At 66.8% G+C, this 13,331-nt stretch carries 15 protein-coding genes and 1 pseudogene; 8 read left to right on the forward strand and 8 right to left on the reverse strand.

The features are described 5' to 3' along the window. Window positions 1–104 precede the first annotated feature (104 nt). Window positions 105–695 carry a hypothetical protein gene (locus AC5Y4Q_RS08545; protein ID WP_125225029.1) on the forward strand — a complete coding sequence of 197 codons (591 nt, stop codon included), beginning with the start codon at window positions 105–107 and terminating at the stop codon, window positions 693–695. Window positions 696–699: 4 nt separating this feature from the next. On the opposite strand, the gene AC5Y4Q_RS08550 is transcribed toward AC5Y4Q_RS08545, so the two are convergent. Next, window positions 700–1,053 carry a VOC family protein gene (locus tag AC5Y4Q_RS08550; RefSeq protein ID WP_064924325.1) on the reverse strand — a complete coding sequence of 118 codons (354 nt, stop codon included), beginning with the start codon at window positions 1,051–1,053 and terminating at the stop codon, window positions 700–702. A gap of 57 nt (window positions 1,054–1,110) precedes the next feature. Between AC5Y4Q_RS08550 and AC5Y4Q_RS08555 the strand changes: the two genes are divergently transcribed. From AC5Y4Q_RS08555 to AC5Y4Q_RS08565, 3 genes and pseudogenes are all read left to right on the forward strand, one after another. Further along, window positions 1,111–1,251 carry a hypothetical protein gene (locus AC5Y4Q_RS08555; protein ID WP_235663909.1) on the forward strand — a complete coding sequence of 47 codons (141 nt, stop codon included), beginning with the start codon at window positions 1,111–1,113 and terminating at the stop codon, window positions 1,249–1,251. An 83-nt stretch (window positions 1,252–1,334) separates the two neighbouring features. Beyond that, window positions 1,335–1,607, forward strand: a pseudogene (locus tag AC5Y4Q_RS08560) (alpha/beta fold hydrolase); the annotation flags it as partial. Between the two features lie 2 nt (window positions 1,608–1,609). Then, window positions 1,610–2,029, forward strand: coding sequence for an alpha/beta fold hydrolase (locus AC5Y4Q_RS08565; protein WP_235663913.1), 420 nt, complete (start codon window positions 1,610–1,612; stop codon window positions 2,027–2,029). Between the two features lie 2 nt (window positions 2,030–2,031). Here AC5Y4Q_RS08565 and AC5Y4Q_RS08570 read toward each other — a convergent pair whose 3' ends face one another. Further along, on the reverse strand, window positions 2,032–2,982 hold the full coding sequence (locus tag AC5Y4Q_RS08570) for a dipeptidase (RefSeq protein ID WP_125225028.1): 951 nt from the start codon (window positions 2,980–2,982) through the stop codon (window positions 2,032–2,034). Window positions 2,983–3,036: 54 nt separating this feature from the next. Here AC5Y4Q_RS08570 and AC5Y4Q_RS08575 point away from each other — a divergent pair, with 54 nt between their 5' ends. Further along, complete coding sequence (locus AC5Y4Q_RS08575) at window positions 3,037–3,648, forward strand: GNAT family N-acetyltransferase (RefSeq protein ID WP_125225027.1); 612 nt, start codon at window positions 3,037–3,039, stop codon at window positions 3,646–3,648. 3 nt (window positions 3,649–3,651) lie between these two features. On the opposite strand, the gene AC5Y4Q_RS08580 is transcribed toward AC5Y4Q_RS08575, so the two are convergent. From AC5Y4Q_RS08580 to AC5Y4Q_RS08595, 4 genes are all read right to left on the reverse strand, one after another. Further along, window positions 3,652–4,770, reverse strand: coding sequence for a nitronate monooxygenase (locus tag AC5Y4Q_RS08580; RefSeq protein ID WP_125225026.1), 1,119 nt, complete (start codon window positions 4,768–4,770; stop codon window positions 3,652–3,654). Between the two features lie 44 nt (window positions 4,771–4,814). After that, on the reverse strand, window positions 4,815–6,236 hold the full coding sequence (locus AC5Y4Q_RS08585) for an alkaline phosphatase family protein (RefSeq protein WP_499958646.1): 1,422 nt from the start codon (window positions 6,234–6,236) through the stop codon (window positions 4,815–4,817). Window position 6,237: 1 nt separating this feature from the next. Further along, window positions 6,238–7,623: an alkaline phosphatase family protein gene (locus tag AC5Y4Q_RS08590; protein WP_064924331.1), complete on the reverse strand. Its 1,386-nt coding sequence runs from the start codon at window positions 7,621–7,623 to the stop codon at window positions 6,238–6,240. A gap of 355 nt (window positions 7,624–7,978) precedes the next feature. After that, complete coding sequence (locus AC5Y4Q_RS08595; RefSeq protein ID WP_499958648.1) at window positions 7,979–8,677, reverse strand: TetR family transcriptional regulator; 699 nt, start codon at window positions 8,675–8,677, stop codon at window positions 7,979–7,981. 69 nt (window positions 8,678–8,746) lie between these two features. On the opposite strand from AC5Y4Q_RS08595, the gene AC5Y4Q_RS08600 reads away from it, so the two are divergent. Both AC5Y4Q_RS08600 and AC5Y4Q_RS08605 read left to right on the forward strand, forming a co-directional pair. Next, window positions 8,747–9,796, forward strand: coding sequence for a ferredoxin reductase (locus tag AC5Y4Q_RS08600; RefSeq protein WP_499958650.1), 1,050 nt, complete (start codon window positions 8,747–8,749; stop codon window positions 9,794–9,796). Between the two features lie 97 nt (window positions 9,797–9,893). Then, window positions 9,894–10,994 (forward strand): fatty acid desaturase family protein, encoded by a 1,101-nt coding sequence (locus tag AC5Y4Q_RS08605; RefSeq protein ID WP_234786504.1) that lies wholly within the window; start codon window positions 9,894–9,896, stop codon window positions 10,992–10,994. 14 nt (window positions 10,995–11,008) lie between these two features. On the opposite strand, the gene AC5Y4Q_RS08610 is transcribed toward AC5Y4Q_RS08605, so the two are convergent. Both AC5Y4Q_RS08610 and AC5Y4Q_RS08615 read right to left on the reverse strand, forming a co-directional pair. Next, window positions 11,009–11,221, reverse strand: a complete 213-nt coding sequence (locus AC5Y4Q_RS08610; protein WP_064924335.1) for a TOBE domain-containing protein — start codon at window positions 11,219–11,221, stop codon at window positions 11,009–11,011. A 47-nt stretch (window positions 11,222–11,268) separates the two neighbouring features. Then, a complete protein-coding gene (locus AC5Y4Q_RS08615; protein WP_064924355.1) occupies window positions 11,269–11,877 on the reverse strand; it encodes a TetR/AcrR family transcriptional regulator in 609 nt (202 codons plus the stop codon). A 110-nt stretch (window positions 11,878–11,987) separates the two neighbouring features. On the opposite strand from AC5Y4Q_RS08615, the gene AC5Y4Q_RS08620 reads away from it, so the two are divergent. Continuing rightward, window positions 11,988–13,328 carry a cytochrome P450 gene (locus AC5Y4Q_RS08620; protein WP_125225023.1) on the forward strand — a complete coding sequence of 447 codons (1,341 nt, stop codon included), beginning with the start codon at window positions 11,988–11,990 and terminating at the stop codon, window positions 13,326–13,328. Window positions 13,329–13,331 lie beyond the last annotated feature (3 nt).

The raw sequence follows: 13,331 nt of genomic DNA on the forward strand, positions 1-13,331 counted from the left end.
TAGGTTGGTCGATGCGCGGGCCAACGGGCTGCGGGCGTCGCGTGCGGCACCTATGCCGAGGCGCCTTTCACCGCCAGTCGGCCCATCGAGACGGGTAGGGAACGGTGGAAGGCCGTTTTGCAGAGTTTCTACGCAAGCAGTTTCGGCACGGAACGACCGGCCGACTTTGCCGCACCAGCCGCGAGGCCCCAGAACGAATCGAGCCTGACATGACCACGAGTCGGTACCGACGCTGGGCCGCGGCCATCGCGGCACTTGTCGCCATTGCCTGCTTGGCAGCCGGCGTTGTCTGGGCGGTGCGACATCACCGCACGTCACCTGTCGCCTCCGCCGACGACTGCGCCGTGGTGGCCCAGTTGGCCCAGCTGTGGCGAGTGGAGTCGGAAAACTCGATGGATGCGCTAGCTCGAGACGAGAACATCCCACTTGCCGAAGCCGATGGCACCGTCGCGCTTAGCGCCAAGGTACGCGCCGCGGCGCAATCAGTTTCCGATCCTGCAATCAAGGAGGACCTGGACAGCTGGGCGGACGGTTTCGCGCTGCTGGGCCAGGTCATCCGAGATGACGCGCAACGGTCCTCGCCCGGAGGTCCCACCGGGGAATCCGAACGCATTCATCAAGCCGGCGATCTGATCTATCTGACCGCGGACAAACTTCGGGCGGCCTGCCCGGATGCCTTTCCGGCCCGACGCTGACCCCCTACCGCCCCAGCGGCTTGTAGAACACCAGCCCGTTGCCCTTGTTGTCGTACACCACGGCACGACGCTCATGGGCGTCGTCGTAGGGGCCCTTGACGATTCCGCCGCCGCTGGCCTCGATGGCCTTCGCGGCGCCGTCGACGTCGTCGGTCTTGATGCCGACCACAACCTGGCCGTGGATGGGGTGATCGACCGCGGTCGCCAACGCCAGCGTCACCGAGCCGCCGTCGAGGGCGGCGAAGTGCGCACCATCGCGGAACTTCAACGCCATGCCCAGGGTTTCGCTGTAGAACTTGATCGATTCATCCAGGTCATCGGTGGACAAGACGATCATCCGAATGTCGTGGTTGCTCACGGGTGCCTCCTGCGGGTTCGGTCTCGATCCAGGCTATGCCCGCGATAGCGTCAGCGGGTGGGTAAACGCCTTGCCGCTGGGGTCGTCGCGGCCGTCCTGGTGGCATTGCTGGTCAACACGGTGGTGACCGACCGCATCGCACGGGCCGCCGAACCCTTCGCGGCGGACGGGTACTGGAGCTGCCCGGGCCGGATCTGAATGTCCGCGAATACGGCTCGGGTGGGGAGCGCGCCATCGTTCTGCTGCACGGATATTCGGCATCGATCCAGTGGTGGGAGGCGGTGGCGCCGGCGCTGGCGCAGGGCACCCGGGTGATCGCCATCGACTTGGTCGGCCACGGCGGCTCCGAAGCGCCCCGCGATCAGGCCGCCTACAGCGCCGACGCCCAGGCGGCGGTGGTGCACCAAGCGCTCGACGCACTCGGTGTGCGGCACGCGGTGGTGATCGGTCATTCGATGGGCGGGACGGTGGCCACCGCGCTGGCGGAGAGCGCATCGGATCTGGTGGACCGCGTGGTGGTCTCCCCACCTACGCGGCGGCACAAGGGATGGTCGCCATGCCGGCGCTGGGTAATGCGGTGTGCTGGCCGGTGCTCGGCGCCGCCTTGGACCGCTTCCGCAGCATCGACGGCGTCGACAAGTCTGCGCTGCAAACCGGATTCGCCGCGGACTTCCCGATTCCCGAGCTGGCCTACCGGTCACTGAAACGCATGACGCACAACGCGTTGTGCGATGCCAAGACCGCCGGGCGGATCAACGAGCAGCGCGCAGTCGCCGACCGACTGGCCGGCCTGGGCAAGCCGGTGCTGGTGCTGTGGGGCGACCGAGATGTGCTGACCCCGACCCAGGCCAATGTGGACCGCTACCGCGCGGCGGGCCTGGACCCGGTCGTCATCGCCGGCTCAGGACACAGTCCGATGGTAGAGAAGCCAGCTGAATTCGTCAGCGCAGTACAAGGTTTCATCCAGGCGCATTAGACTCACCACGTCTGCCGGGCCACGCGGTGGAAGTTGCCGCCGAGCACCGCGCCGATGTCGGCGTCGGCCCAACCGCGCGCGGAAAGATGCGCGCGCAACTGTAGCCAGGTCTCCGGTGGCATCCACTGGATCGGGCCCCAGCGGGTGTAGCTGTCGTCGAACAACCGGGGATGGGCGGCCATCTCGTCGGTGAGCTCGGTGTGATCGAACGAGTAATCCGTGCTGACCCCGACGTGTGCGATGCCCACCAGCTCGACCGCGTACTCGAGGTGGCGCGTCATCGCCTCAAGAGCCGGAGTGTTGGGGCCCAGGAAGATTCCCACTCCGGTGATGCCGACGACTCCGCCGGTGGCCGCGCACGCCCGAGCCTGCTCGTCGGTGATATTGCGCGGGTGCTCCCAGATCGCCCGCATGCAGGAGTGGCTGTAGATCACCGGGCCGGTGGAAACCTCGCACAGATCCAGGCAGGTACGCGCGCTGCAGTGCGACCCGTCGGGCACCATGCCGACGGCATTCATCTCGGCGACGACCGCGCGCCCCCACGCGGTGAGTCCGCCGTCGATAGTGTCCAGGCAGCCGTGCCCGGCCCGGTTGGCGTGGTTGTAGGTGGGTAGCAGGGTGCGCACCCCGAGCTCGACCAGTACCGCCAAGTTGTCGAGATCGTCATCGAGGGGGTTGGCGTCCTCCAGGTCGAACACCACCGCGATGCCGCCGGCAGCGGTGATCGTCTCGACGTCGGTCAGGCCGGCCGCCACGGCCAGGCCCGGGTGGCCGTCGATCGCGCGGTGAAAATGCCGCAGCAGCGCCATGGTGTCGGCGAAGCGCTGCGGGGAATAGCCCGCGTTCACCGACAGCACCGCGCCGCCGGTGTGCTGGTAGCGCGCCAGCGGCGTTACATCGGTGCCGGCGCGCAACGGCAGACAGGTGTGCTGATCCCACAGCAGGGTGCTCATAGCCGCTGATCTTGCTCTGCGCGGCGCCCGGATGCGACGCATTATGGTGTCCGGATGGCTATTGAGGTGCGGCCCGCGCACAAATCCGATATCCCCGCCCTTGCCGCAGCATTGGGGCGCGCGTTCTATGACGACCCGGTGTCGGTGTGGATGCTGCCTGACGATGACCGCCGCACCGCACAGCTGTCGAAGTTCTTCGCCACCTCGACCCGCTACCACCACCTGGGTGGCGGCGGGGTGGAGATCGCCTGCGACGGCGCGACCGTCGGGGCGGCGGCGCTGTGGGACCCGCCCAACCAGTGGAGGCAGTCGAAGGTGTCGCAGCTGCGGATGGTGCCGGCGCTGGTCTGGTCGTTCGGCCGGCATATCGCGCGCGGGCGGGCGATCTCGGATCTGTTGGAGGCCAACCATCCTGAAGAGCCGCACTGGTATCTGGCGGTGATCGGCAGCGATCCCTCGGTGCGGGGGCGCGGGTTCGGCCAGGCCGTGATGCGCTCCCGGCTGGAGCGCTGTGATGCCGAGTACGCCCCGGCGTATCTGGAGTCCAGCAAGCTCGAAAACGTGCCGTATTACGAGCGATTCGGCTTCCAGGTGATCGGGGAGATCACGTTGCCCGGCGGTGGGCCGACACTGTGGAAGATGTGGCGGGCGCCCCAGACGCCGTAGCAGTCAGTCGGCCACTGAGGCGCCGAGGCGTTCGGCAGCCGCAAGATAATCCTCCACGAACTCCAACACGACCTCGCGCGCCGGCTTCACTTTGTTCATCAGCCCGACGCCTTGACCGACGAAATAGGTGGACAGGGCTTGCGCGCCCGGGTGCCCGGCGGCGGCCAGCTTGTCGACGCGGCGCAGGGCCGGTTCGGCCAACATGGACTGCAGCGGCAGCGGCAACGTGGCATGCCCGCTTTCGTTGGGCCGCCACGCATCAGTCCAATCCGAGACCAGCTGTCGCGCCGGTTTCCCGGTGCGCCCGGAGGAGCGGATGGTGTCGCGCGAGGTCGCCGCGAGCATCTTCTGCACGGTGTGCGGGGCGGTTTCGGCTTCGTCGGTGGTGAGCCACACCGATCCGGTCCATGCTCCGGCCGCCCCCAGAGCCACGCAGGCGGCCATCTGCCGGCCGGTGACGATTCCGCCGGCGGCCAACACGGGCACGGCGTTGTCGATGGCGTCGATGACTTCCGGCACCAGCACCAGCGTGGAGACTTCACCGCAGTGGCCGCCGGCCTCGGTGCCCTGGGCGACGATGAGGTCGACACCGCTCGCGACCTGCTTGAGGGCGTGTTCCTTGGCCCCAACCAGGGCCGCGACCGGGATGCCGTGGTCCTTGCCGGACTTGATCATGTAGTCCGGTGGCACGCCGAGCGCATTGGCCATCAGCCGGATCGGATGGGCCACGGCAACCTCGAGCAGCTGCTCTCCGGCGCTACCGGTGAGGATGGCCGACCCCAGCCGGGGGGTGTCGTCGGGCTCGATGTCGTGCTGTGCCAACAGTTCTGCGATAAAGGTCTTGTAGTCATCGGGGATGCGGTCGGACAGTTGACGCCCGGACAGATGCTCGCCCTTGCCCTCGAATTTGGCCGGCACGATGATGTCGATGCCGTAGGGTCTTCCCTTCACCTGCTGGTCGATCCAGGTCAACTCCTGATCCAGCTGCTCCGGGCTGTAGGCGGCGCCGCCGAGGACGCCGAAGCCGCCCGCATTGGTTACGGCGGCCACCACGTCGCGGCAGTGGCTGAAGGCGAACAGCGGGAAGTCGATGCCGAACTGCTCGCAGATGGGGGTTTTCACGGTTCTGCCGCTCCTTCGTCGAACACCGCTGGTGCGAAGAAGTATCAGCCCACCAGGGCGTCGACGTCGAGCAGCGAGGGCAACTCGGAGTCGCCCAGGTCGGGAACGGTGAACTCGGCGCCGCCCGGCAATGGCAGTGGTGCATCGTTCGGTGCGATGACACCGGCCCCGGTCAGGTAGCCGATCGCTCGTCCCAGGTCGGTGGCCACATCGGCCACCACCCCGCCGACGGACTTGAGCATCCACTGGGCGCCTTGGGCCAGGTCGCTGACCAGGAAGATGTCCTGGTCGACGATCGTCTGCAGGTAATTGAGGATCGGCGGCAGGAAGTAGCTCTCGAGGAAGAACCCGGCACCGCCGGCCAGCGCGCGCAACCCCAGCATGAGCTCGATGCCGAGGTTCGGGTAGCCGTAGCTGTTGATGGCATCGGTGAGGGACGCCTTGAGATCGACCGGCATGATGAAGCTGTTGAGGATGTCCGGGTCGGTCTGCATCGGCACCCCGTCGAAGTCCGATCGCATCGGAATGCCGAAGACTTGCAGGATCGTCGGCGTGATGTCGGCAATGGAATAGTTCAGGTTCTGGCCGCCGGCCTGCGCCTCGTTGCCGGCCAGCGAGAACATGACGAAACTCGATGTCTCGTTGGGGGATTGGAAGCCGTGGCCGAGGCTGAAACCGGGCAGGGTCACCGTCTGCTGGTGGCCGTGGTCGGTGACCGCGATGATGGTCCATTTGTCGCCGGTGGCCGCCTCGGCTTGGGCCACCGCCTCGAGGATCTGCTTGAAGTTGGCCCCGACGTTGATGACGGCCTGGGCGTACTCCTGCGACCCGCCGCTGAACGAGTGTCCGGCCTGGTCGACCTGGGACTGGTAGGCGAACATGAAGGTGTCGATGTTCGGGTTCGTCGTGGTCGCCAGGATCCGGGAGATGGTCTCCTCGGTGACCAGCGCGTCCGTCTCCGCTGAGGTGGAGCCGCCGGTAATGCCGATGATGTTGTCGGCGGGATAGCCGCCGGTGGAGGCCATCTCGGTGAAGAGGCCCCGGCCGGAGATGACGGTGGTGTCGATCTCCGGCTTGTGGTACTCGATCAAGTTGAACACCGACGGCCAGGTCGTGTACGGCTCAGGCCGGTAGACGTTGCTGACCACCCCGTGCTTGTCGTCCCAGACCCCGGTCAGGATCGTCGACCACGACGGGGTCGACATGGTCTGGTGGCCGATGATGCTGGTGGCTCCGGTGACGCCCCGGTCCATCAGCATCTTGAAGCCGCTGTCGTCGTTGTAGGCGTGCTCCAGGATCTTGTCCAGGTTGGTGCCGTCGGTGCCGAACAGCAGCACATGCTCGGCAGCCAGCATCCATTCGGCGGTCAGTGCGGACAGCCGGGCCTGCGTTCCGACCACCGACGCGGTTCCGGCGACCAGGCCGGCGACGGCCGCACCACAGAGCGCCTTCTTCACTGTTGCCATGTCAGCCCAGCAGCGCTTCGACGTCGACCAAGCCCAAGTCCGGAAGGGTGAACTCGGCGCTGCCCGGCAGCGGCAGCGGCGCGTCGGTCGGCGCGACGACACCCGCCCCGGTCAGGTACCCGACCCCGAGGGCCACCGCGTTGGTCGCGTCCACCACCGCGCCGCCGACGGTGTTGACCACCCACTGGGTGGCCTGGGCCAGCTCGCTGAGCAGGAAGATGTCCTGGTCGACGATCGACTGCAGGAACTTGTCGACCTCAAGGATCCCCTTGTCGAGGAAGTACGGGATGCTGACGAATATCGTGCGGATGGCCAGGCTGATGTCGTTGCCGATGTTCGGGTAGCCATACATTCCGATCGCATCGGTCAGCGCCTGCTTGAGATCGACGGGCGTGACGATGCTGTCCAGGACGGCAGGGTCGTCGGCCATCGAGACGCCGTCGAAGTCCGACCGCAGCTGGATCCCGAACAGCGACAGGATGGTCGGGGTGATGTCGGCAATGGAGTAGTTCAGGTTCTGGCTGCCGTCGGTCGCGTCCTCGCCGGCTTGATCGAAGATGACGAACGACGTCGTCTCGTTGGGCGACTGGAAACCGTGACCGGTGCCCAGCGACATCTGGTGACCGTGATCGGTGGTGAGGATGATCGACCAGTCGTCGCCGGTGATCGCTTTGACCTCCTCGATCGCGGCCAGGATCTCCTTGATGTTGGCACCGAGATTGATGATGGCCTGCATGTACTCGTCCGACCCGCCCCCGAAGGAGTGCCCGGCGTGGTCGGTCTGCGACTGGTAGGAGAACAGGAAACTCGAGACGTCGTCCGGGTTATCTTTGGTCGCCAGGATCTGGGCGATGGTGGCCGCGGTGACCAGGGCGTCGGAGTCGGCCGCGCTGCCCTCCACCGGGATAAAGATATTGTTGTCGGCCGAATAACCGCCCGCGGCGGCAAGGTCGTTGAGGTACTGCCAGTTGCTGATGATCGTGGTGTCGATCTCCGGCTTGTGGTACTCGATCAGGTTGAACACCGACGGCCACTTGTCGTACGGCTCGGGCCGGAACAGGTTGTTGACGACGCCGTGCTTGTCGTCCCACACTCCGGTGAGGATCGTCGACCACGACGGTCCGGAGAGCGAGGTGTGGTTGGTAATGCTTGCGGTTCCGGTGATGCCCTGATCCATCGCCGTTTTGAAACCGCTGGCGTCGTTGTAGGCGTACTCCAGGATCTTGGCGAGGTTGGCGCCGTCGACGCCGATCAGCAGCACGTGCTCGGCGGCCAGCATCCAGTCGGCGGTGTGCACCAACGAGGCCGGGGCTGCGACAGCAGCGCCCGTTCCCGCAACCAGGCCGGCGGCGGCTGCCCCACAGAGGAACTGCTTGATCGTTGTCACGAGCGACTTCCCTCGGCTAGATCGGCCCGAACTAATTGACGGCGATGCTAGCAGTCACCCAGGAAAAACTCAGGTTTCTCTCGTGATCCGACCGTTTCCCCTGGAAGTTACTGAGGGTTCTGTGGGTGGCCGACTCGGAGGGCGGCGCCCATGCGCTCAAGTAAGGCGCGGAGATAGTGTCCCCACTGACCAGCTTCACGCGGAACTGCATCTCCCGATACGGCCAGCCGGTCGCCGTATTCCATTGCGACATCAGCAAGCCCACCCCGCCGGCGGCGTGACGCGTGCCGATCTGGGCGCCGGGCTGACGTCGGCCAATTTGCCGGCGACGGTCCGCGCGGCGGGGCTCACTGAATCAGGGCTTGCTGCGCCAGCTGCCAGCAGCCAGGGCGATCATCCGAAGTTGTTTGACGGCAACATGTTTGATTTCAGCGAGTGTCGCCGGGTCCGGTGCCTCCTCGATGGCCTCGGCGGTGACGATCATCGCGTTGACGAACAGCCCGGCGAGTACGTTGAGGTCTTCGGTGCTCCACGCGCTCGCGCCGGGGAAGCGGGACAAATCGGTCGCCAGCTCGGAGGTGATCAGCTTGATCTCGGTGCGAATCGCATACCGCAGGACCGTCATCCCGCTGGAGCGTTCCCGGTTGATGAACCGCCAGTATTCCGGCCGCGACGTCACGCTCTCGATGAGCACCTCCACCGAGGACTCGATGACCCGGGCCGGGTCCACGCCACCACTGCGGGCGTCGCGCAAGGTCTCGCGCAGCGCGCGAAACGACTCGTCGATGAGCACCAGGCCCAGCGCGTCCATTGACTCGAAATGCCGATAGAAGGCGGCCGGGACGATGTTGGCCGCCCGGGTCACCTCGCGCAGGCTCAATGCGCTGAAGCTGCGCTCGTCGAGCAGGGTCAGCGCGGCGCTGATGATGGCCCGGCGGGTGGCCTCCTTGCGCTCCTCGCGGGAGGGCCGCTCGGGCCGTTCCGGCCGCTCGGCGCGGGGCGGTCGCGGCGGCCTGGTACGCCCGGACCGTGAATTGGGAGTACGACTGTTCACTGTTGTGAAGCCTAACACAATGGCCGAATAAGCCTTGACTCGTCGTGAACGACTGTTCACTGTGTACATATGTTCACTCAAACGTTGACGCGGCGGGTACTCGGCTCCGGCCTGCTCGACCTGCTCACCGGCCCCCACGGGGTCGACCGCTACACCGAACTGGTGTCACCGACCTGGACCCGCAATGACGCCCGTGCTCGGGTGGTCGCCGTGCGGCGCGCCACCGCGCGCAGCGTCACCCTGCTGTTGGAACCCAACGACGCGTTTCCCGGATTCAAGGCCGGCCAGCACATCAACCTCTCGGTCGACATCGACGGGCGCCGGCGCACCCGGTGCTACTCGCCCGCCAGCGCCGAAGGGCAGCGGCTCATCGAGCTCACCATCGGCCGCCACGAGAACGGCCTGGTCTCCGAGCACCTGTACCGCCACGCGCGGCCCGGCATGGTCGTCGGCCTGGACAAAGTCGGTGGCGACTTCGTGTTGCCGGCGATCCGGCCGCGGCGCGTCCTGTTGATCTCCGGCGGCAGCGGCATCACCCCGGTGATGTCGATGCTGCGCACCCTGATCGCTGAACGCTATGCCGGCCGGGTGACGTTCATCCACTACGCCCGCTCGCCCGAGGAGGCCTGCTACCGCGACGAACTGGCCGCGATGCCGCGGGTGACGGTGCTACACGGCTACACCCGCGCCCCCGAGGCCGGGGATCTGCAGGGCTACTTCGGCGCCGAGCACCTGGCTGCGGCTGGCCCGGAACCCGACGCGGTGTACGTGTGCGGCCCGCCGGCGTTGGTGGCGGCCGTACGCGAGCAGCGCCCCGATGCCATCTCGGAGAGCTTCGTGCCGCCGGAGTTCGCCGCTGAAGCCTCCGGGGGACGGGTGAGCTTCCTGGGCAGCACCATCTCGGTGACCGACGACGGCCGGCCGCTGCTGGAACAGGCCGAAGCGGCCGGGCTGCAGCCGGCCAGCGGATGCCGGATGGGCATCTGCCACAGCTGTACCTGCCGCAAAACCGGTGGCACGGTGCGAAACCTGATCACCGGAGCGATCTCCACCGCCGAGAGCGAAGACATCCAGATCTGCGTGTCGGTGCCCGTCGGCGACGTCGACATCGACCTCTAAGACCAATGACCCCCCGCGAATCGGAATCACACGACGACACCACCGCGTGTTGCGTCGGGAAATTCCGAGTCGCGGACGATGACCAAAGGAGCCAACCATGACACAGTCCGTCCTCGAGCGCCCGCAGACCGCGCAGCCACAAGTCCCCACCCGCTCAGACCTGCCGCCGAACCTCGATGCCTTCGGCGCCGAGCTCGACGCCATCCGCCAGGCCGTCCTCGACGACCTCGGCGAGCGCGACGCCGACTACATCCACCGGATCATCAAGGCCCAGCGTGCGCTGGAGGTCGGCGGGCGCGCGTGTCTGTTCTTCAGCATCATCCCGCCGGCCTGGCTGGCCGGCACCGTCATGCTGGGGCTGTCGAAGATCCTCGACAACATGGAGATCGGCCATAACGTCATGCACGGCCAGTACGACTGGATGGGCGAACCGGCGTTGTACGGCAAGCACTTCGAGTGGGACACCGCCTGCCCGGCCGATCAGTGGCGGCACTCGCACAACTACATGCACCACACCTACACCAACATCGTCGGGATGGACCGCGACGTCGGCTACGGCATTCTGCGGATGAGCGAGAAGCAGCCCTGGGAGCCCTACTTCCTGGGCAATCCGTTGTATGCCTTCCTGCTGATGGTGCTGTTCCAGTACGGGGTGGCGGTCCACGAACTGGAGGCCGAGCGCATCCGCGCCGGCGAGATCGGCGTCGCCGACAAACGCGAAATGCTGCGGGAGACCTGGCAGAAGGTGCGACGCCAAACCCTCAAGGACTACGTGGCATTCCCGCTGTTGGCCGGGCCGTTCGCGCCGCTGGTGTTCGCCGGCAACCTGACCGCCAACCTGATGCGCAACGTATGGGCCTACACCATCATCTTCTGCGGCCACTTCCCGGACGGCACGAGTGAGTTCACCATCGAGGAGACCGAGAACGAGTCGCGCGGGATGTGGTATTACCGCCAGATCCTCGGTTCGGCGAATTTGAGCGGCGGCAAGTGGTTTCACATCCTGACCGGCAACCTGTCGTTCCAGGTGGAGCACCACCTGTTCCCCGACCTGCCGGCGCATCGCTACGCCGAGATTGCGCCGCAGGTGCGCGAGATCTGCGAGCGCTACGGCGTCCCGTACAACACCGGCCCGCTGCTCAAGCAGTTCGGCAGCGTGGTCCGCAAGATCTGCAAGCTGGCACTGCCTTGGACGTAAGTGGCCGTGACCGGCTACTCGACGCCGACGGTGACCTCGGTCGACTTGATGAACACCGTCGCCGGCTTGCCGACCTTGAGGTCGAGGTCGAGGGCGGCGTCGCGGGTGACCGACGAGGTGATCACCTGCTCGCCGCCGTCGAGCCGGATCTTGACCACAGCCATCACCGCGCCGATGTCGACGTCGGCGATGGTTCCGGTGAGTTGATTGCGCGTTGAGAGTTGCATGGTGGTCCTCTTCGATTCTCCGATGCGCCTGACGGATCAACGGTAGATCAGCACCGGGGGCCAAGCAGCGCAATCGAGGCATCGACCGCGGGCTCGACGATGGCACCGATGTCGGCGCCGTCCTCGACGGCCAGCGCGGTCAACTCCCGCAGGCCGCCCAGCAGGATCACCGCCAGCGCCGGGCTCAGCGGCGGCAGTTCGGCCCGCTGGAACCCCGGGCTGCCGCTGAGCTCGATCAGCAGGTTCGACATCAGATCCAGGCCCCGCCGCTGGGCCGGTCGCGCCACCTCACCCAGCGCCGGCAGCTCCCGGATCCAGCTCAGCGTGATCGCCGGCCGGGACCGAATCTGGGCGACGTAGGCCCCCACCGCCTGGCGGATCTGTTCCTGCCAATCGGCCTGCGGATCGACCGCGGCGCGAATCCGTTGCGCCAGCGCCTCGTTGTCGGCGCGCAACAGCTCAAGGAAGCACTCCTCCTTGCTGGCGAAGCGGTCATAGAAGGTGCGCTTGGAGGTGCGCGCCGCGCGCACGATGTCGGCGACGGTGCTGGCCCGGTAGCCCCGTTCGGCGATCGCCTCCGCCAGGCCGTCGAGCAGGCGCTGCCGAAACGGGTCGGCGTCCTGCGCCGCCTCGCCGCCGGCTACCAGCACCGTCATCGCCGTTCCTTCCACCCGCAGGCCCTTGCCAGCCATTGGTACTTAAGGGTACCGTTTCCCACAAGCATCTGGTACGCACCGGTACCACAACTCGCGTCGGGAGGCGCCCCATGACCCAGACCGCCGTCGGCAACAGCACTGCAACCACGGACGCGCCCGCGATCAACCTCCCCCCGGGCCCCCGAGTTCCCAAGGTGCTCTCGGTGCTGCTGTTCAGCCTGGCCCGGCGGCAGGTGGTGCAGCACCTGACCCGCCGCTACGGCCCCGCCTTCACCGTCACCAGTCCCATCTTCGGGACGACGGTCTTCGTCACCGAACCCGACTTGGCCAAGCAGGTGTTCCTCGCCAACCCCGACGAGCTGGGCAACATCCAGCCCAACCTGTCCCGGATCCTCGGACCCGGTTCGGTGTTCGCCCTCGACGGCGCCGAGCACCGCCGCCGCCGTAACCTGCTGAGTCCGCCGTTCCACGGCAAGAGCATCCGGGCCTACGAGCAGATCATCGTCGAGGAGACCCTGCGCGAGATCAACGACTGGCCGATCGGCAAGCCCTTCGAAACGCTGCTGCCGATGAACCGGATCACCCTGAACGTGATCCTGCGGGCGATCTTCGGTGCCGAAGGCGCCGAACTGGACAAACTGCGGGCCGAACTGCCGAAGTGGGTGACGCTGGGCTCGCGGCTGGTGGCGCTGCCCATGCCGACCCGCACCTACGGGCGGTTCACCCCGTGGGGTCGGCTGGCCGCCTGGCGCGACGAGTACGAAGCCGTCCTGGACAAGCTGATCGCCGACGTGCGTGCCGACCCGAACTTCGCCAACCGCACCGATGTGCTGACGCTGCTGCTGTCCAGCACCTACGACGACGGCACCGCGATGACCCGCCAGGAGATCGGCGACGAACTGCTCACCCTGCTGGCGGCCGGGCATGAGACCACCGCGTCGACGATGGCCTGGGTCTTCGAGCGGCTGAGCCGCTACCCCGACGTGCTCAACGAGTTGGTCGCCGAGGCCGACACCGACGAGAACACGTTGCGCCGCGCCACAATTCGCGAGGTGCAGCGGGTGCGCACCGTCATCGACTTCGCCGGCCGGCACGTCTATGCGCCCAGCGTCCAGATCGGCGAATGGGTGATTCCCCGCGGCTACGGGGTGATCGTCGGCATCAATCAGATCCACCAGAACCCCGCCGTCTTCGAGGACCCGGACCGCTTCGACCCCAAGCGCTACCTCGACGGCAACCCCTCGGCGTTCGAGTGGCTGCCTTATGGCGGCGGCAGCCGGCGCTGCCCGGGCTCGGCGTTCGCCAATCTGGAGATGGACGTGGTGTTGCGAACGGTGTTGCGGCACTTGACCATCGAGCCGACCACCGCGCCGGGGGAGAAATTCCACTCCCGCGGAGTGGCCTTCACCCCGAAACGGGGCGGGCGAATCACGGTGCGCCGGCGAGGCTGATCA

It is taken from the genome of Mycobacterium sp. NGS16 (assembly GCF_059813225.1).